This is a genomic window from Azospirillum sp. UENF 112521 (assembly GCF_058780665.1).
This window is the reverse complement of sequence record NZ_JBSNCI010000004.1, coordinates 309,182-328,836: the sequence shown is the minus strand read 5'-3', so window position 1 is coordinate 328,836 and position 19,655 is coordinate 309,182. Positions and strand designations below refer to the sequence as shown.

Sequence of the window (19,655 nt, the reverse complement as noted above, 5' to 3'; positions counted from 1 at the left end):
GATTGTGTCACAGGACGGCCAGCCAGCCGCCATCCACATAGATGATCTGTCCGTTGACGTAGTTCGACGCCGAAGACGCCAGATACACCGCGGTCCCGGCCAGTTCCTCCGGTTGGCCCCAACGCTGGGCCGGGTTGCTGTTCTTCACCCAGGCATCGAAGGCGGCGTCCTGAAGCAGGGCCGCGTTCATGTCGGTGGCGATGTAGCCCGGCCCGATGGCGTTCGCCTGGATGTCGAAGCGCGCCCATTCGGCAGCCATCGCCCGGGTCAGCATCTTGATACCGCCCTTGGCGGCGGTGTAGGGCGCCACCGTCGCCCGCGCCGCCTCGCTGGTCAGCGACCCGATGTTGATGATCTTGCCGCCACTCCCACGCGCGATCATCCGCCGCGCCGCCTCGCGGGCGACGATGAAGGCGCCGGTCAGGTTGGTGTCGATGACGCGCTGCCAGTCCGCAAGCGCCAGATCGACCATCGGCTTGCGGAACTGGATACCGGCGTTGTTGATCAGGATGTCGACGGCAATTCCCCGCTCGTCGAGCGCGGTGAAGGCGGCGGCGACCGCCGCCTCGTCCACCACGTCGAACAGGCTGCCGTCCGCCGCATGGCCCAGATCGGTCAGCCGCGTCACCGCCCCGGCGAGCGTCTCCTCGTTGCGTCCGTTCAGGATGACGCGGGCGCCGGCCTCCGCCAGTCCCTGGGCGAAGGCGAAACCGATTCCGCGGACGGAGCCGGTGATCAGGGCCGTGCGGCCGGAAAGGTCGAACGGGGATGTCTTCATGGGGTGGGTCTCCATCGGGCGGCGGGGCCTCAATCCAGGGAGCTGACGCGACGGGTCAGGTCGGACCGTTCAAACACCGAGGGCAGCAGGTCTGTGCCCAGTCCCGGCCCTTCCATCGGATAGACATAACCGCCCTCGATGCGGGGGACCTCGGTGACCAGTTCCTTGTACCATCCGGTGTAGAAAGCGCGCACCGATTCCTGGATCAGCGTGTTGGGCTGCGACAGCGAGGAATGGACCGCGGCGGCATAGGCCACCGGGCCGGTGCAGTCGTGCGGCGCATAGGGGCGGTGGTAGGTGTCGGCGAGAGCGGCGATCTTGCGTCCTTCGGTCAGCCCACCCGTCCAGGCCAAGTCGGTCATCACCACGCCGACGGCGCCGGCCTCCAGCATGTCCTTGTAGGGGAAGCGCGATCCCAGCGTTTCGGAAGCGCAGATCGGCACGCTGGTCGAGGCAGCCAGTTCGGTCAGCGCATTGACCGAATTCATGCGGATCGGATCCTCGTACCAGGTCGGCTCGTAGTCTTCCAGGACGCGGGCGATCCGCTTGATCGTCGGCAGGTTCCACAGGCAGTGGAACTCCACCATGATCTGCATCCGGTCGCCGACCGCCTTGCGGATCTTCTCGAACGGCTCGACGGCGCGCTTCATCTGCTCCGCGGTGATGAAGCGACCGTCATTCTCGATCGCCGCGGGATCGAACGGCCAGATCTTCATCGCCGAGATGCCCTGCTCCAGCAGGCTTTCGGCCAGTCCGCCGGCGTCCGACATGAAGGCGTTCAGATCCTCGTACGGACCCGGGCTGGCGCCCAGGTTCCAGGTGTCGACCGGCTTGATGCGATGGGAGCGGACATAGCCGTAGCCGGCGCAGGTGTTGTAGACCGGCACCCGGTCATGGCAGAGGCCGCCCAGCATCTGGTGGACCGGCTGGTTGCAGGCCTTGCCGAACAGGTCCCACAGCGCGATGTCGACGGCCGAAGCCGCCCGGTATTCCGTGCCGGTCGAAGACTGCGCCAAAGGCAGGTTGACCATGTCGCGGTTGATCGCCTCGATGCGCAGCGGGTCCCGGCCCAGCAGCCGCGTGGACAGCGTGTCGTGCAGATGGGCTTCAACCGCACCGGCCCCGTAGAACGTCTCGCCCAGCCCGACGATCCCGGCATCGGTGTGGACCCGCACCCACAGGACGTTGGCGAACTCTTCGGTGCGAAGGGTTTCGATGGCGGTGATTTTCATGAGCCGTCCCGCGATGAATGAGGAAAGAAGTTTCGGGAAATCAAAGGCATGGCAGAGGATCAGGGCAGGATGCGACCCCCGCGTGCCCATGGCCATGCATGCTAGGGCATCCTATTTCCGTTTGTGATATTTCACAACATGTTTTAATGTACCACTGTTCGCATGCCGAGCACGAGCGATGGCGGGCAGCTTACGGTAAAGGAGGACGGCGTTATGGGACGTGGACGCAGCAAGCCGGTGCTGATCGGGCCGGGGGACGCGATCGACCGCAAGCAGGCGCGGGCCAATCAAGCCAACCTGCTGGAGCTGGCTTACGGCAAGCTCGAGGAGCTGCTGGTCAACTGCACGCTGGCGCCCGGCCGGTTGCTGTCGATCCAGGATCTGCAGGACATCACCGGTCTCAGCCGCACGCCTGTCCATCAGGCGGTCAGCATGCTGGCCCGCGACACGCTGGTGATCGTCAACCCGCGCAACGGCATCCAGATCGCTCCCATCGATCTTGCGCGCGACCGGCTGTTGCTGGAGTTGCGCCGCGACATCGAGCGCTTCGTCGTGCGCCTCGCCGCCGAACGGTCGGGGCCGACGCAGCGCAACCAGATGATGCACCTGTCACGGGTGCTGCGGGAACGGCGGGCGACGATCACCATCGACCAGTTCAACGAATTCGACCGCAGCATCGACAACCTGATCCTGGCGGCCGGCAACGAGCCCTTCGTCGGCAATGCGCTGCGTCCGCTGCACACGATCTTCCGGCGCATCGGCTTCCTGCACCAGAACCACATCGGCGGCGAGGCGACGCTCCACCGCAGCGTGGACTGCCATCTGGCACTGACCGACGCCATCGCCAACCGCCGCGCCGACGATGCGGTCAAGGCTTCCGACGAAATCGTCCAGTTCGTCGACGCCATGTTCGACGAGCTGGAAGCCCGCATCGACCCGCGTCTGCTCGATTGCAGCGTCGAGCCGCTCTTCACCTTGTGACCGGAACCACTTCCCGGCGGGCAGGTCGCGTTGCCGACGGAACTCCGGTCGCGACCAGTCGCGCTCAAAACAATCCCAAAAGGAGGAAAACCATGAAGAAGGCTCTGTTGGCAGGGCTGGCTCTGACAGCCGTCGCCCTCGGCATCTCGATGCCGGCCGTCGCCGCCACCACTGCACGCATGTCGCTCGACGTTCAGGAGGGCAACCCCAAGCATATCGCCGCGACCCGCTTCGCCGACGCGGTGTCGGACGCCACCAAGGGGGCGGTCAAGAATCCGTATATTCCCGAACAGCCTGCTGGGTGCCGAGTCGGAATCGGCGGAAGGCATCCGGCTCGGGTCGATCCAGATGGGAATCATCACCAGCTCGGTGTTCACGACCTGGGTTCCGCAGGTGCAGGTGCTCGACCTGCCCTTCCTGTTCCGCGACGACCAGCATGCGGTCGCAGCCAACGCGGTGCTGACCAAGGCGCTGTCCGAGAGCTTCCGCGAGAAGGGCTTCCATCTGCTGGGCTTCTCGGTCAACGGCGCCCGCCAGCTGATGAGCAAGAACCCCATCGTCACCCCGGCCGATGCGGCGGGCAAGAAGATGCGGGTGATCCAGAGCCCGATCCATGTGGCGCTGTGGAAGGCCGTCAGTGCCAATCCCGTGCCGATCCCGGCGCCGGAGGTATACAACGCCATGCAGACCGGGGTCGTCGATTTCTTCGACAACACGGCCACCAATTATCTGACCTTCCGCTTTTATGAAGTGGCACCGCACTACACCAAGCTGAGCCACATCTACGCGATGGGCGCCTGGGTGGTGTCCGAGCCGTGGTGGCAGAAGCTGACCGCCGACCAGCAGGCCGCCATCGAAAAGGCGGCGCATGACGCGCAGGCGGACATCGTGCCGCTGCAGGCCAAGCAGGACGAGGAGGCGCTCGCCAAGACCGTCGCCCAGGGCGCCACCATCCACGAGGTGAAGGACAAGGCGGCATGGCGTGAACTGATGAAGCCGGTCTGGGCGGAGTTCACGCCGAAGATTCCGGGTTCCGACACGCTGATCCCGGCAATCGAAGCGGTGAAGTGACGGGGCGGGGTATCGCTTGCGCGGACGGTGTTCTGCACCGCCGCGCTTCCCGCAGGGACGTTAGGCCAAGGATTTGGCCAATCGGAAAGGTCCGATCATGTCGGAAGTCCAAGCCACCAGTTCTGAAACAATGCCCGGCCGGTCGTCTCCGGCCTGGGGAGAAACGGTCTGCCGCCTGATCGAAAACGCCGTCGGAGCCGTCAACTTTGTGGTTCTGATCGCGCTGACGCTCGTCGTCTTCACCGGCGTGATCGCACGCTACATCTTCAACAGCGGCTTCACCTGGACCGAGGAGTTCTCGATCTGGGCCTTCACCTGGCTGATCTTCCTGGGTGCCGCGACCGGGATTCGGCAAAAACGGCATGTGCATGTCGATCTGCTGGTCGACCATCTGCCGGCATCGGCGCGGCCGGCGGTGGATTTCCTGCGCGACAGTCTGGTGGCGCTGACGCTCCTCTTGTTCACCTTCAGCGGTTACGAGCTGGCCGACCGGATCGGCGGCGTCAGCACCACGCTGCAATGGCCGAATGCCCTGCGCTATGGTGTCGTGCCGGCGGCCGGCGGCATCGGGCTGCTGTTCCTCCTGCTGGGCGAGACGACGATGGCCGGGCTGCTGCGGCGGGCCGGGTCGGTCCTGCTGGCCGGCGCCATGTATCTGGTCGTGCAGGATACGGCGCTGTCGCCGTTCCAGGATGTGTCGCCCAGCCTGCTGATGACGCTGGTGTTCTTCCTCACCATGCTGATCGGTGTGCCAATCGCCTTCTGCATGATGCTGGGCGTGTTCATCACGACCTGGAGCGCCGATCTGCTGCCGGCTCCGGCGATCCTGCAGAACATGATCGCCGGGTCGACCAAGTTCATCCTGCTGGCGATCCCGTTCTTCCTGACCTCCGGCTATCTTCTGAATCTCGGACGCCTGTCGGAGCGGCTGATCGATTTCGCCGAATCGCTGTTCGGCCATTTCCGGGGCGGTCTGGCCCAGGTCGTGGTGGTCAACAGCGTGCTGATCGGCGGCATTTCCGGGTCTTCCGGAGCCGACGCGGCCAGCACCACCAAGGTCGCGGTGCCGGAGATGATCAAGCGCGGCTATTCGCCGGCCTTCTCCTGCGCGATCACGGCTGTCTCGTCGATCCTGCCGAACATCATTCCGCCGGCCATCGCCATGCTGGTGTATGCCTCTGTCTCCAATGTGTCGATTTCCCGCCTGTTCGCCGCCGGCATCGTTCCCGGCCTGCTGGTTGCCATTGCCCTGATGGTGGTCGTCTACATCCTTGCCGTCCGCCGCGGCTATGAGGGAGGCAAGAAACGGGCGCCCGCCAGCGTGGTCTGGAGCAGCTTCCTGCAGGCAGCCCCGACCCTGGCCATTGCCGTGCTGATCCTGGGCTGCATCCGCCTGGGCATCACCACCGCGACCGAAGCCGGCGTCATGGCTCTGGTCTGGGCCTTCATCCTGGGAAAATTCGTCTATCGTGCCTATGGTTGGCGCAGCTTCTACCGGGCCATCATCGACTGCGCGACGGACTCCGCACTGATCGGCTTCCTGATCGCGACATCGGTTCCCTTCGCCTGGATCCTGATCGCCGAGGGTGTGCCGCAGGAGTTGATCGGCTGGGCGCGGGAGACCGCGCAAGGGCAGTTCGGCCTGCTGCTGATCATGAACATCACGCTGTTCGTGGCGGGCATGTTCCTGGACCTGACGCCGGCCATGCTGATCGCGGCACCGCTGTTCCTGCCGCTGATGACCCAGGCGGGCATCGATCCGATCCAGCTCGGCCTCATCATGATCATCAACCTCCAGCTCGGCGGCGTGACCCCGCCGGTCGGTATCCTGGTCTTCATCTCGGCGCAGATCGCCAAGGTCCAGCCCTATGCCGTGTTCCGCGAGGTCGGCGTGTTCGTCGCGGCCGTGCTGGTGGTCCTGGCGGCAGTGTGCGCCTTCCCGTTCCTGACGGTGGGGATCTGGGACCTTTTCGGCTGAAGCTATGCCGATTGCATCAAGCCTCATAACGGCAGCCCGGGAGCAGGCAGCGGCGCCCCCACTTGCTCGATCACGTCGCCGAGCCCATGGCCTCGGTAACCGACAACGGCGGCTATGACCGAAGCGGGGTCTATGCGGCGGTCCACGAACGCCATCTTGAGGCCGCGGTGGTGGCGCCGCCGCACCGCGATGCCGTGCTCAGCAACATGGCTGAAACCGCGCCCACCCAACGCGACTGCCACATCCAGTTGATTGCCGAGACCGGGTGGATGACGGGGCGGCACCGTCAAGTTGTTGGCGCTGGTGATGAGGGCGGGGCGCGGTTTGACCAGGAATGTGCGTTGGGCGGGACGATTACGCGGCCAGCGGCGCGCCGGACACCTCAGCCCAGGCGGCGAACGCGTAAATTCGGGCGGCGCGGTACTCGGAGGCTGAGCGATGATCGCGGCGGAGATGGACGAGGTTGTTGATCGGGTCGTGGATGGACAGAAAGCGCTGCACCTGCCATGGTGATTTGAAGCGCTTCATCTGCCGCTCGCGTCGTCGGGTCGGCTGATGACTGTTCTCGGCACGATTGTTAAGGCCCTTGTGCTGGCGGTGCTCGCAGCGCAGCTTCAGGTCCCTCTTGGCGGCGGCGTAGGACTTCAGCTTGTCGGTCACTATGACACGGGGAGCGCGGCCCTGCTTCTTGAGCAGCTTGCGCAGCAGACGCTTGGCCGCCTTGGTGTCGCGCCGGCTCTGGACGAGCGCGTCGAGCACGAAGCCGTCCTGGTCGACGGCCCGCCACAGGTAATGCTTCTTGCCGGCGATGCTGATGACGACCTCATCCAAATGCCACTTGTCACCGCGGGCGAGGCGCCGTTGCCGGATGCGGCTGGCAATCGTTCGGCCGATTTTCAGGCCCCACTGGCGCACGGATTCATGGCTGACCGTGATCCCGCGCAAGGCCAGCAACTCCTCCACCATGCGCAGACTCAGCGGAAAGCGGAAGTACAGGTACACCGCAAAGCTGATTACCTCGGCAGGGAAGCGGTAGCCGGCGTACATCGGATCGGGGCGCGTCGTCATCCCCGCCCTGTACCGTCACCCCGGCCACCTTGCCAACTCGAACTTGACGGTGCCTGGCAAACTTTGCAACGGAGCGCCTCATATCACCGTTCCGCGTGCCGGCGCAGCAGAACAGTGACCCAGAATTCTGCGGATGCATCGGGCGCATAAAGCCACGTGTCCCGTCGCCCCGTACAGCGCTCCACCATGGCGTCGATGGCCGACCCACAGACCGGCAGCATGCACCACATGGCAATGTCCAACTCCCACAGCCAATCCCTCTGTTCTCGGTAGGGGAGCCATGCCAGATGGGGTGCGATGCCTCCAATCGCGCTCCAGGCCCCGCCGCCATCCACGGCTGGATGGCAATGAAGCGGACCGCTGCCAGATAAGCCGGCGATATCGCCCAGCGCATGAAACTCGATAGGCAGGCTGCGCCGGTTGACGATGTCCACCACCTCGGCAATCACCCCGCTCCATTCCGCTTGGCCCGCATCGCCGATCAGGAGCACTCGCAGGGGGTCCCCGGCTCTATGAACGAAAGGCTGTACGCTCCTGTGTTCCAGGGGATAGCGCTGGGTAAGCGGCTCGCACTGGACCGGGGTTCCTGGGAAGCGGCCGCGCAGCAGGGTGGCCAGAGCCGGCGAGGGGGTCAAGATACGCCGTGATCGATGGATTGCTTCGTCGACCGGAACCATCGAATGGTCGGCCACCACCATGTCGAAAGAAACGCGTAATTGCCCTGCGAGGATGGGCACAAGGGCTTCAACGCCCCGCACGTCATGAGCCTGGATGACGGACACGCCGACGCGAAGCAGGGCCTGCTGCAAGCCGGCGAATGAGTCCGGAAGCGGAAAACGCAGGCGCAAAACCCCTTTGTCAGCCGCCGGGAACAGCGATAGCGCTGGCGCATCCCCGCTTTCGATCACGGCCACCAGCTTGTTCGGGTCACGTCCGGCCAACTCGATCCACCGCATCAGGTACGAGAGGGCGACGGTGCTGTCCATGCGTGTGATCAGCAGGATGGCGGGTCGGTCCGCAGCCATCCGGTCCCGCCATTTGTCGAGCAAGGAGAGTTGGTCGCCTTCCCACGTAAAATCCCAGCCATGCGGAGGCAGAAGTGCGCGACGGGGAGGCGGGCTTCTTTCCGGTTCCTGTAACGGGTACTCAACCAATCCGGTTTTCACGGGGACGGAACCGACCATCTCGACAAGTCCGGCCAGCGATCCGTCGGCATCGCGCCGGAATGCGTGGCGGTCGATGGACAAAGCCGCAAGCTTCCGCTCCCGAGGACGAGCCACCCTGGCGTCGGTGCACAGAAGGGCCTTCAGAGCCTCGGCGATCTGATCCTCTTCAGGAACGGCTGTGGCGGTTATGACGATCCCGTTGCAGGCTAAGGACGCGATGGTTTCCAGAAATCCGGAGAGTGTCGGAGAGACCGGTGCCGCGACGGTGGAGTCGGACCACGGCGCGAGCATCCGTTCGACCAGCCCGCGCTCACCTGTGATGCCAAGGTCGATAACCAGAACCTGCTGCGGCCGGATCCGTCGGGCATCCAACCGAGCCAATTGCCGGGCAAGGTCCGAGGCCGGAGCGGCACAGATCAATGCGAGAGTGAAGGGGTGCCGTTGCAGCGCCCCGTCGACCCGGTGCCGAACATAGGGAAAGATGCCGGGATAATCGGGCAACGTTTCCATCGACTTCCAGAAATAGGCAGGCTCAGAACCGCCATAGGCGAACACTGTCTCCTGAGTCAGCCTGTCCAGCGCGTGGACGAAGCACATCCCCGCCTCGTCCAGCATCACATCGTCCCGCGACCCCTGCCCCGGATGCATCCGGTTGCTGACGCCGATTCCCTTGCAACGGACAAATGGAATGACACCGAGCAACTTGAACCACAGGAAATTATCCTGGGTCCGCGGCAAGCCGGGATCGAAACTGTTATCCGACAGCACCGAACGGGGGATCAGCATGGCGCAGCCGTTGAAGGCGCCGTGGAAGAAGGCCTCGAAGGGGCGCGCCGTCATGTCGAGATGCGAGAGGTCGGGCAGAACATCGGGACGGGGCGTGCCGTTCTCCTCCATAAGGGTCCAGTCGCTTACCACCACGCAGGGCCGGCCGAAGCGGCGCCAGACGGCGATCTGCGATGCGATCCGGTCCGGCAGATAGATGTCGTCATGGCTGAGCCAGCTGAAAAAAGACCCCCGCATCAATGCGATGCCGAGGTTCAGCGCGGTCGACACGCCCCCGTTGGGTTTCTGGACGTAGCGTATCCGCGTCCCATACCCCATAGCGACGGCGCGCGTCGCCCCCTTATCGTCAGACCCATCGTCAACAACGATGATCTCGATGTTGCCGTAGGTCTGCGCCAACGCACTGTCGATCGCTTCGCCCAGGAAGCGGGCGCCGTTGTAGACGGGAATGATGATCGAGACGAGAGGTTCGGCGTTCATCGTGGCAGGGTCCGGGAGCAGGGACGGGCCATCAGGCGCCGTTTTCGTTGATGACGGGCGTCAGGCGGGCGGAGACGAGAGCGGCACCGGCTGGACCCGCGAGCAGGCCGGGATCGATGGCGGCGACGCGCGTACAATTCATGGCGCGCACGAGGTGGAATGCGTCGTCCAGTGTCATCGTCACTGAAACGGCATTTTCCTCCATCCGGTCGCGAAACTCGATCCGGTCGGCGGCACGCATCACCATGAACAGTGCCGTCTCATGCAACGGGAGCGCCCGCGCCGCATCGCGTGCACGCGCCACCGCATCACTGGCGTCCGGAGCAAGCAGCAGCACAGCTTGGGTGGCAGGCGGCTTGCGGCGCAGCAGAAGCAACGCCCAGTCCTCGACCATATCGATACCAGTAACGGGTGCATGGCTCCTGCCGGAGTTATGCAACGCCCACAGCCGCCGGATCAGCGCCGCGCGCTCGCTTGCCGGTGTTTCCCGAAGCACCGAGCGCAACCCCGCCCCGTCGAGAGCCGGGTCGGGGACCAGCCCTTCGGCCAGACCGGATGTCACGAAATGGCGTAAGGCCTCGGCGCTGGGGTGGCGCAGACCGAGATACCGTTGCGAATACCAAACGGTATCGAATTCGGGCGTCGGGCGAAGTCCGGCAGTGGCTCCGTCGACGATGAAATGCTCTAACGGCGAAACGTCCCGAAGCTGACCACCCATGGCGGTGTCGCGATACCAGTGAGCAGAGAACCAGGGACCAGGCGAGCGGTTCTCCTTCCAGCCATGGGACAAGTAGTGCCAGAAGGGATCCACTCCCGCCTGGACCACATCCGGATACTGGGCAAGGTACCAATCCCGATCCACCAGCATCTTGGCAGTTTCAGCAACCTGTCTGATTCGCGCTTCGCGCAGGCGGCCAAATTCCTCCGCGCTGCGGCGGAGGTTCGGCAAGCGCTGAATCGTACGCCGTACCCATGGGTCGTTCATCAACGGCTCCGGAGCAGCGCCACTGTAACGGCCGATGTCCAGGAAATGCCGCAGGGCTCGATGGTCTGGCTTCGAAGCCAGATACCGGCTTGCGTACCAGACCAGATCGAAGTGAGGGTGAGGCTGTCGCCCCTCTCCGGCTCCGTTCTCGATGAAATGCAGAAGCGGGCAGCGGTCCCCACCTTCCAATTGGTTGGCCGCAGAGTACCAGGCTGTCAGGAACCATGGGTTAGGGTTAAGCCCCTCCTTCCATCCGAAGCTGAGATAATGTGCTGCCGGATCGATATCGGAGCGCAATCGGTCGGGATACTCCTGCGCGTACCAATCCTCATCGACGAGTGTCTTGGCCTCCCGCAGCAGGCCTCTCGGTGTCAAGCCATCTCCTGCCCGCTCGGCCGCGGACTGACATGGACCGACAGTCAGAACGCCTCTGCGCTGCAACGCATACCAGAAGGCACCTTCGCCCCGCTGCAAATGCCCGAGAACGTCACGGGTGAGGGCGTCGCGGCGGAACAGTGTGCCAACGACGAGGGAGGTCGAGGCAGTCAGATGGTTCAGTGACGCAGGCGGGAAGCAGGCGACGCTGCGCAGCGCCATTTGCTGGAGCAGTTGGCCGGCAAGGGTGGGAACCGCCGGGGGGGCGCCCGATTCGACCGCAACGACATATGGAGAGTCGCAGGAGGCCAAGCCGGCCATCAGATCGACCGTCGATGCCACTCCGCGGATCATCCGCGCGCCCGGCACCCCAAGTTCCGACGCAGCAATGTCAGACGGCCCGAGGATGGCGACGGTCAGTTCCCCCGGTTCGATCAGACGGCTCATCCGCCATGCGAGCAGCGCCGACAAATCCGGCGACGGCGACGGCTGGAAGCTGCGCTGAAGCTCGATCAGCGCTGCGCGCTCAGAGCGCGGGGCCTTGTCATCGGATTGTGCGAGCCATGCGGCGGCAATCCTTTCGCGGTCCTCCCGCCACAAACGCGGCTCCGCCGCGGGGGGACGGAGGGAGGGACGGGGCGGTATCCGGCTGCGGGCACATGGCGGACCGTCAGCCGCCGCGACAGCCGCGCCAGCATGTCAACCTCCGGCAGAAGGCAATCGGACCGGAATCCACCGGCCAACTGGATTTCTGCGTGTGGAACCAAGAGACCTCCCGACTGCGCCCGGCCTCCCAGAATGCGTCCAAGGAGTGACTGCACGTCGGCATCGGAACCGCCGCTGTCGGCCGCATCGCCATCATCCGGCACCTGGGCGCATAGGCTCAGCGCCGGGGAAGCCTGCTGGGCCTGCGCCTCGAGAAGGTAAAACAGCGCCAGCGGGTCGAGACTGTCGCCCGCCTGCAGCCAGCCGACCCAGCGGCAGTCCGTCAGCGCCAACGCCCGCGCCATGGTCCGGCCCGCCGGCTCGCGATCCTCCGCCGCGACCCAGTGGACGCTGTCGCCGAAGCCGTCCGGCAGGCTGGCCGGTCTCGCCTTCTCGCCCGCCATGGCCAGCAGCAGAACGGACTCGATGTCCACCCTCCGCTGCAACAACAGGCTCTGGATGGTTGATGCCGCGGCGGCTGCATCGCCGTTGCCCAACACCATCATTGCGATGCCGTGCCGTTTCATGGAAAGCCTCCCATGTCGTCATGCGAGCCGGTCACGGTCCGATCGCAGAAGGCGACCAACACCGCACGGTAGGCATTCGCGGCGAGGACCGCATTCGTCTCCTGGTTCCAACGCTCCTCGACGAGCCGGCGGTTCCGTTCGACGCAGCCGTCCACCAGGGCGTCGTCGGTCGCGGCACGGACGATGCGTTCCGCCAGCCCGGCGATGTCATGGGGCGAGACGATGAAGCCGGTTTCCCCGGAGACAAGCCACTCCGTCGCCGCCGACGTGTCGCTCTGAATGGGAAAGGCCCCGACACTCATTGCCTCCAGCATGACGGTGGGGGTGCCGTCGGAAATTCCCAACCCGATGATCGTGCGTGCACGGCCCATCCGCATTATCACGTCGCGGTAGGTCGGGAGCGAGGGAAGACACGCGATCCGGAGATCGTCCCATTCGCCGAGCGTCCGCGCGGTCTCGGCCACCACCGCAGGCGCATTCAACAGGCTGATTGAAAATCCCCGCAATTCCGGCGCCGCAAGGTGAATCGCATTGAGGATGTTCAGCGCGCGACCGGACCAGCCATGCAGGCCCTTGACCATGATTTCCCGACGCTGAGACGGGGGGGCCAGGTTTTCAAGCCTGGGCAGTGCGTCAATGTTCACCCCGCCCGACGCCGGCATCGCCGGAAATGTCATGCCCTTGAATCCGAACTCCCGGAACAGGGTCACATCGCGCTCGCCGTCCGCCATGTATGCATCCACCGATCCGGCAATTTCGCGAAGCCGGTCGATCTGGTCGGGTACCTTGCGATAGAGGTAGAAATCGCTTCCCCAACTGGAGAGCATCCAGGTTGGCATGGCAGCACCCAGGAAGCGCTTGACCTCCATGCAGAGATAGCCGGCGAATTGAGTTTCCAGCGCGTGGACGATGCTGGGCCGCAGGGAGGCGATGGCCTGAGCCACATGGGCCGGCCTAGCGAGCAACTCGCCGCTGTCCAGGAAACTCGGCAGCCAGGGCGAATAGCCCAGATAGGCGTCCAGACCGGCCACCCTGGCCGGCTCTACAGCCGCGAGCGGGAACACAGCGACCTGATTCTCCGGCAGCGCGTCCAGTTCGCTCCGGCTCCGCACCTCGGGCAGGCCGACAAGCTCGCGGCAGGGTGCGGCGTCGATGACGGGGAGCAGGACGAACCTCATGCCACGTCCACGGACCATGTCGAGCCAGCGCGCCGTGTGGACGCTGTTGATCATGCCCACGACCAGGACCACCGGCTGCGCCGTCTTTGCGCGATTTGTCGGATTGGCAGGCATTCTATCCCCAGGAGCGGACGGCATCGCGGAGCCGTTCACCGAAAAGCTTCGGATCGAAGGCGGCGTTGCCCAAAGCAAGAATCGGCGCGCTCATCCATTCCGGAGCCGGGAACTGGATGGCGACCAGCGTCGGCACATCGTGCCTTGCCGCTTCTGACAGCCGGAGATGCGCCGCCGACCGGAAAGCTATTCCGCCATAGAGCGCGGCGTCCTCCAGTCCTTCGGCATCGGGCCGCACAGTCAACCTGACGCCCGTATCCCATTGGAACACGTCCAAAGCCAACTGCACGTCACGACTGGTGACGTCCAGAATGCGGACATCAATGCCCTCAAGGGCCTCGACACACCAGTAAAGACTGGAAACGACGAGGAAACCGCGCCCATGGATGGATTCCGAACCGTCGAGTGCCAGAATTTTCGTCATGACCAGTCCGGTGGCAGGGGGCGGCGGGGTGGATCGGCAGGATGCGAAATCGCGAAAAGCCGCGGCTGAAGCCTTTTGGCAGCTTGGGCCGATTGGATAGCGTACCGGTGAAAGCCAGACCAGCCAATTTTCGAGCGCGCCTCCTGAAGAAAATCATCGTCAAGTTGCGTCTCGGCAACGGTCGAAATCGAAAGGCAGAGTTTCGTCGATGTCGAAAGCCGCTGGCAGCGTCCGCAGGCGTCTCGATACGATTCCCAGCGAGTCGCATCATGAAGAAATTTCGGCCAAATCCCATAGTCACGGTCAAGTAGATTCTCTGCAATGAAACGTCAGCTCCCAGCGCGTCACCAGTATCAACCATAGGGCTTTTATGTTGCAGAAACGGGATGAAACAAAAATCACCAAAAGGTGACTTCTGCCGGACCGTACATCCGTTGGGACGCGACCAGCTTGCCACCTCTCATGGGTCTCCGGTAGGATCGCCGCCGAACACGTTTCATGATGGCGTACCTGATGCTTGACCAAACATCAAATGAGACATTGTCCGGAAAAGCAGAAAGCGACGGACAGTGTTCGACGTTGTCTGCATTGCAAAAGGTTGCGCAGTCACACGGCGTGCATATTGCAGTCGATCAGATCATCCGAGACTATGGGCTCGATGGCCGGGAAACTCCGATACGCACACTCATGAAGATTGCGGATGAGAACGGCTTGGTGGCGCGTTCCACGCGATTGTCCTGGCGGCAACTTTCGCAACTTGGCCAATCGCTCCCGATCATCCTGCAATTGCGCAACGGCGCGGCCATGGTGCTGGTCGGCTATCGGCCGGGAGAAAAGGGCCAAGCCGACGTCGCCCTGCTGCGTCCTGCCAACCAGTCCGACGAATCCTGTCTGGCCATCGACGAGATCCGGTTGGCCGCCGCCTGGGACGGGCAGGCCATCTTCATCAAGCGCCGCCATAAGCCGAGCATCGACGAAAAGCCGTTCGGCTTCCCCTGGCTTCTCCAGCAGGTCGCCCGCGAACGGCGGATCTTCCGCGATGTCGGCATCGCCGCCCTCATCATGAGCCTGTTCGCGATCGTTCCGCCCTTCACCTACCTGATCATCGTTGACCGGGTCTTGGTTTACCAGCGGCTCTCGACCCTCTATGTGCTGGTCGTCGGGGTTCTCTTCGTCATCCTGTTCGACACGGTCTTCGGCTATCTGCGCCGCTATCTGGTGGTGACGGGCACGGCACGGGTGGATGCGCGGATCAACACCTACATATTCAACCGCATGGTCCGGCTGCCGCTGGACTTCTTCGAGCAGACGCCTGCCGGAACGATCAGCTACAAGCTGAACGAGATCTGGCGGGTGCGCCAGTTCCTCACCGAACAGATGTTCGGGATGATGCTGGACATGCTAACTCTGCTGGCGATCATACCGGCAATGTTCCTGCTGAACAGCACCCTGACTTTCATGGTGCTTGGTATCGGGCTTGTGATGTGTGTGATCGTGCTCGCCTACATGCGCCCGCTCGGGCGCCTCCAGCAGCGCGTGATCGCGGCCGAGGTGGAGAAGGGCAGTTTCATGATCGAGGTGCTTCACGGAATGCGGACCGTGAAGTCGCTGGCGCTGGAAAACCGCAAGCAGATGGGATGGGATGTCCGCGTCGCCGAGGCCGTGCGTGCAAAGACGGCTTTCATGCTTTTCGGCAACCAGCCGCAGACCATTCTCCAGCCGCTGGAGAAGCTGATCTATGCCGGCGTTCTGATGACGGGTTCCTATATGGCGATTACCCAGCAGGTGGAGATGTTCGCCGGCACGCTGATCGCCTTTACCATGCTGTCGGGCCGCGCCACCGCGCCCCTCGTCCAGATTTCCGCCATGATCCAGCACACCGAGGAAATCCGTTCGGCGATCGCCCAGGTGGCATCGGTCGTCAACATTCCGCCGGAGCAGTCCGTGAAGAACGGGGTGCGCCCGGTCATCAACGGGACGCTCAGCCTGTCCGACGTCCGCTTCCGCTATCCGGGAGCGGTGACCTTCGCGCTCGACGGCATTTCGCTGGACATCGAAGCTGGCACGCTGGTTGGCATCATGGGGCGGAGCGGCTCGGGCAAGACCACCGTCACCCGCCTTCTCCAGGGTCTACATCAGTCCTACGAAGGGCTGATCAAGATCAACGGTATCGATCTGCGCCAGTTCGACCTGCATCATCTCCGCTCGAACCTCGGCGTCGTGCTTCAGGACAATTTCCTGTTCCGCGGGACGATCAGGGAGAACATTCTGGTGACCCGGCCGAACGCTTCCTTCGAGGAGGTCACGGAAGCCGCCAGACTGAGCGGGGCGGAGGAGTTCATCGACCGTCTTCCCCAAGGCTACGAGACGCCCATCGAGGAAGGCGGGACGAACCTGTCCGGCGGTCAGCGCCAGCGCATCGCCATCGCGCGGGCTCTGCTCGGCAAGCCGTCGGTCCTGATCTTCGACGAGGCAACCAGCGCGCTCGACCCCGACAGCGAAGCGATCATCAACAACAACCTCAAGCGGATCGCACGCGGACGTACGGTCATCGTCATTTCGCATCGTCTCGCGTCGCTGGTCGACTGCGACAAGATCGTCGTTCTCGAACGTGGTCGCCTCTACGACAGCGGCGCGCACCAGGAACTGATGGGCCGTTGCGACATCTACCGCCATCTCTGGTTCCAGCAGAACCGGCATCTGGCCGCCGATCCCTCGATGCATGTGGCAAATCATTCCGTGACGGCGATCAATGGCTAAGTCCCATTCCGAACAGACGATCAACGACTTTCAGTCGGAAACCGCGGAGCTGACCGGTGCCGCCGATCCGCTGGCCGCCCGTCTGACCGTGTGGCTGCTGGCCACCCTCGTCATCGTCGCCGTGGGACTTGCCAGCGTTGCCCGACTGGAACGGGTGGTCAGCGCGCGTGGCCAAGTCGTCTCGCAAAGCCCGACGATTGTCATCCAGCCACTGGAAACCTCCATCGTTCGCAGCACGCTGGTGCGCGAAGGGCAGATCGTGAGGAAGGGGGACATGCTGGCGTCGCTCGATCCAACCTTCTCCGCCGCCGATGTGGCGCGCTTCGAACGCCAGCGCGACAGTCTTGCTGCGGAGATCGAGCGGCTCCAGATGGAACTGGACGGCAAGACCTACGTGGAGCGACCGGGCGACGCGGACAGCATGCTCCAGGCCGCGATCTGGAAGGCTCGAAAGACCGAATACGCGTCCAGCATGGTGAATTTCAGCCAGAAACAGGATGCCGCGCGTGCGACCCTCGCCCGCAGCCGCGATGACGCCGACCATTACAAAACGCGCCTGCGCCTTATCAGCGACATCGAAAGCATGCGGCGCACCCTGGAGGAGAATAAGACCGGCAGCCGCCTGAACTCGCTCCTCGCCAGTGACGCTCGGGTCGAGGCCTCCCGCAACATGGCAGCCAGCGAGAGCGCCATCCAGTCCGCCAGGCACGAACTGGAGGCGCTGCAGTCGGAGCAGGAGGTATATGTCCAGCAGTGGCGCTCGCGCATCATGCAGGAGCTTGTCGCGAAGCGTGTCGAGCACGACCGCGTTAGCGAGGAGTACGCCAAGGCGGTCAAGCGTCACGATCTGGTGGAGATGCGGGCCGTCGAGGATGCCGTCGTGCTGGATGTTGCGCCGCTTTCCGTCGGCTCGGTCATTCAGACGGCCGAAAAGATCATGACGCTCGTCCCGCTGAACACCGCCTTGGAGGTCGAGGCGGAGATCGATGCCGCCGACCAGGGCTTCGTCAAGGCGGGCGACATCGTGCAGCTCAAGTTCGACGCCTACAAATACGTCGAACATGGCATGGGCCGGGGGATCGTCCGCACCATCAGCGAGGATTCCTTTACCCGGCGCGACGGGGTGGGATCGGGCAAGCCGTTCTACCGGGCCCGCATCGAATTGACGGACATCAAACTGCACAATGTGCCGTCCGATTTCCGCCTTGTCCCTGGTATGCCCCTTACCACCGACATCGTGGTCGGCTCGCGCACCATCCTGTCCTACCTCGTCGAAAAGGCCATCGTCAGCATCTCCGAAGGAATGCGTGAGCCGTGACCGGGAAGGGATCATGGAGCGAGACCGTTCGATGAAGGGCGTCCTGGAAATCGCCAAGGGAACTGTCGGCCTTCTGCGGTCGGGCGCACTGGCGCGCCAAGTCGCAAGCGGACTCAAACGGTACGAGAAGGGCGACGTGAAGGGTGCCCTGACCTGCTGGCTCGCCGCGGCAAAAGAAGGAAACGCGGAGGCGCAGTATCGCATAGGTCTGCTTTACGAACAGGGCAAGGGCGTGGTGGGTAGCGCGATCGACGCCCTGAGCTGGTACAGCAGGGCCGCTGGAAGCGGGCATGCGCAGGCTCAGGAAAGGCTGGCGATCATCCACGCCAACGGTTGCATCCGCCCTCCCGGCATGAGTGACCGGGATCCCGCCATGCTTGCCCTGTTCCCTGCCGGTCTGGAGGTCAAGGCGGATCCGGAAGCCTCGCTCCGCTGGGCACTCGCCGCTGCCGAACAGGGACTTCCCACCGCCCAGGCGCTGGCCGGCAGCCACTATGCCTTTGGCGAGAGAATCGATTACCTCGAAGCGGAACGCTGGTACCGCAAAGCTGCGGAAGCCGGCAATCCTCAAGGTCAGCTTGGGCTTGGGACGCTGCTGGCCGGCGGCTACCTGGGAATGGCGGATTACGGGCAAGCCTTCGACTGGTTCGAACGCGCGGCCCGGCAGGACGTTGCCACCGCTTGGTTTTATCTTGGCCAGCTGTGGGCACATGGGTTTGGTCGGGAAGCCTCGCTCGCCGAAGCCGCGGCCTGCTACGAGAAGGGAGCGCTGCTCGGCAGTGCCGCCGCCCAGCGACATTTTGGATTGCTGCTATTGCACGGCCTGTCCGTGGTGAAGCACATCCAGAATGGCGAGACTTGGCTACGCCGCGCCGCGCTGCAAGGCGACGGCGAAGCCATGACCCTTCTCGGAGACTTGCACACGCAGGGGACGGAGGAATTCGAACCCAACCTGTACGAAGCGGCGAATTGGTATCGCGCGGCGGCGGAAGCCGGACATCGCAACGCCCAGAACATCCTGGGACAGCTCTATCTCTCGGGCCGGGGGCTGCCGGTCGACCCGCAGGAGAGCCGGGTTTGGATGGAGCGGGCCGCACAACAGGGGGACCGGCAAGCCCAACTGACGATCGGGCGTTTTTACGCCGAGGGGATCGGCGGTGAATCCTCCTTAGAACGCGCCATGGAATGGTTCACAAAGGCGGCCGACCAGGGGGACGACCATGCCCTGCACAACATCGGACAGCTCCACTTGGCCGGCTATGGCGGCAAGGTCGATTTCGCGGCGGCGGTGGCGGCTCACCGCGACGCCGCGACGGCTGGCAACGCCGCGTCCCAACTCTGGTTGAGCGCCATCTACGCCACCGGCGACGCAGGGGTGGAGCAGGATTATGGCGAAGCGGTCCGCTGGGCCCGCATGGCTGCGGAGCAGGGGGTCGTGGGCGCGCAGATCAATCTTGGCCGCTTCCTCATGCAGGGGTTGGGTGTCGAGCAGGATTTCGCCGAAGCTGAACGTTGGTTGACGGCGGGAGCGGAGGCAGGCGAGATCGCAGCGGTCACCGCATTGGGCGAGTTGCACGCAGGAATTTGGGGCTCTCCATGCAATCCGGGTCGCGCCCGCGAACTGTTGAGCAAGGCTGTCGATGCCGGCGAACCTCGTGCCATTGAGGTTATGCGTGAAATCGACAAGGACGTGCCATAGGAGGCTCTGTCAAAAATCCCACTGTAGGCG

14 protein-coding genes are annotated in these 19,655 nt (G+C 63.9%); 6 read left to right on the top strand and 8 right to left on the bottom strand.

Going from position 1 to position 19,655, the window contains the following annotated elements:
* Positions 1 to 7 precede the first annotated feature (7 nt).
* Complete coding sequence (locus tag ACWPN8_RS22130) at positions 8 to 778, bottom strand: SDR family oxidoreductase (protein ID WP_492242304.1); 771 nt, start codon at positions 776 to 778, stop codon at positions 8 to 10.
* A 29-nt stretch (positions 779 to 807) separates the two neighbouring features.
* On the bottom strand, positions 808 to 2,010 hold the full coding sequence (locus ACWPN8_RS22125) for a mandelate racemase/muconate lactonizing enzyme family protein (RefSeq protein WP_492242303.1): 1,203 nt from the start codon (positions 2,008 to 2,010) through the stop codon (positions 808 to 810).
* A gap of 213 nt (positions 2,011 to 2,223) precedes the next feature.
* Between ACWPN8_RS22125 and ACWPN8_RS22120 the strand changes: the two genes are divergently transcribed.
* The 3 genes from ACWPN8_RS22120 to ACWPN8_RS22110 all read left to right on the top strand — a co-directional run bounded on the left by ACWPN8_RS22120 (position 2,224) and on the right by ACWPN8_RS22110 (position 6,040).
* On the top strand, positions 2,224 to 2,991 hold the full coding sequence (locus tag ACWPN8_RS22120) for a GntR family transcriptional regulator (RefSeq protein ID WP_109450259.1): 768 nt from the start codon (positions 2,224 to 2,226) through the stop codon (positions 2,989 to 2,991).
* Between the two features lie 171 nt (positions 2,992 to 3,162).
* Positions 3,163 to 4,062 (top strand): TRAP transporter substrate-binding protein, encoded by a 900-nt coding sequence (locus ACWPN8_RS22115; protein WP_492242669.1) that lies wholly within the window; start codon positions 3,163 to 3,165, stop codon positions 4,060 to 4,062.
* 97 nt (positions 4,063 to 4,159) lie between these two features.
* Positions 4,160 to 6,040, top strand: coding sequence for a TRAP transporter large permease (locus ACWPN8_RS22110; RefSeq protein WP_492242302.1), 1,881 nt, complete (start codon positions 4,160 to 4,162; stop codon positions 6,038 to 6,040).
* A gap of 354 nt (positions 6,041 to 6,394) precedes the next feature.
* Here ACWPN8_RS22110 and ACWPN8_RS22105 read toward each other — a convergent pair whose 3' ends face one another.
* The 6 genes from ACWPN8_RS22105 to ACWPN8_RS22080 form a co-directional block, all read right to left on the bottom strand.
* Positions 6,395 to 7,108, bottom strand: coding sequence for an IS6 family transposase (locus ACWPN8_RS22105; protein ID WP_492242301.1), 714 nt, complete (start codon positions 7,106 to 7,108; stop codon positions 6,395 to 6,397).
* An 83-nt stretch (positions 7,109 to 7,191) separates the two neighbouring features.
* Complete coding sequence (locus ACWPN8_RS22100) at positions 7,192 to 9,540, bottom strand: glycosyltransferase family 2 protein (protein WP_492242300.1); 2,349 nt, start codon at positions 9,538 to 9,540, stop codon at positions 7,192 to 7,194.
* A gap of 31 nt (positions 9,541 to 9,571) precedes the next feature.
* Positions 9,572 to 11,500 carry a hypothetical protein gene (locus ACWPN8_RS22095; protein ID WP_492242299.1) on the bottom strand — a complete coding sequence of 643 codons (1,929 nt, stop codon included), beginning with the start codon at positions 11,498 to 11,500 and terminating at the stop codon, positions 9,572 to 9,574.
* Entirely contained in the window at positions 11,413 to 12,132 is a 720-nt protein-coding gene (locus ACWPN8_RS22090) for a hypothetical protein (RefSeq protein ID WP_492242298.1), read from the bottom strand. Before ACWPN8_RS22090 ends, ACWPN8_RS22095 begins: the two co-directional genes overlap by 88 nt.
* Complete coding sequence (locus tag ACWPN8_RS22085; protein ID WP_492242297.1) at positions 12,129 to 13,424, bottom strand: glycosyltransferase; 1,296 nt, start codon at positions 13,422 to 13,424, stop codon at positions 12,129 to 12,131. The genes ACWPN8_RS22090 and ACWPN8_RS22085 overlap by 4 nt, the downstream gene beginning before the upstream one ends.
* A 1-nt stretch (position 13,425) precedes the next feature.
* Positions 13,426 to 13,848 (bottom strand): hypothetical protein, encoded by a 423-nt coding sequence (locus ACWPN8_RS22080; protein WP_109450287.1) that lies wholly within the window; start codon positions 13,846 to 13,848, stop codon positions 13,426 to 13,428.
* A gap of 498 nt (positions 13,849 to 14,346) precedes the next feature.
* On the opposite strand from ACWPN8_RS22080, the gene ACWPN8_RS22075 reads away from it, so the two are divergent.
* From ACWPN8_RS22075 to ACWPN8_RS22065, 3 genes are read left to right on the top strand one after another with little or no spacing between them, the layout of a single operon-like run.
* A complete protein-coding gene (locus tag ACWPN8_RS22075; protein WP_247873201.1) occupies positions 14,347 to 16,608 on the top strand; it encodes a peptidase domain-containing ABC transporter in 2,262 nt (753 codons plus the stop codon).
* Positions 16,601 to 17,926: an HlyD family type I secretion periplasmic adaptor subunit gene (locus ACWPN8_RS22070; RefSeq protein WP_109450289.1), complete on the top strand. Its 1,326-nt coding sequence runs from the start codon at positions 16,601 to 16,603 to the stop codon at positions 17,924 to 17,926. The genes ACWPN8_RS22075 and ACWPN8_RS22070 overlap by 8 nt, the downstream gene beginning before the upstream one ends.
* A 31-nt stretch (positions 17,927 to 17,957) precedes the next feature.
* The gene (locus ACWPN8_RS22065; RefSeq protein ID WP_492242296.1) at positions 17,958 to 19,625 is read left to right on the top strand and encodes a tetratricopeptide repeat protein; all 1,668 of its coding nucleotides are present in this window, start codon (positions 17,958 to 17,960) and stop codon (positions 19,623 to 19,625) included.
* Positions 19,626 to 19,655: the final 30 nt, after the last annotated feature.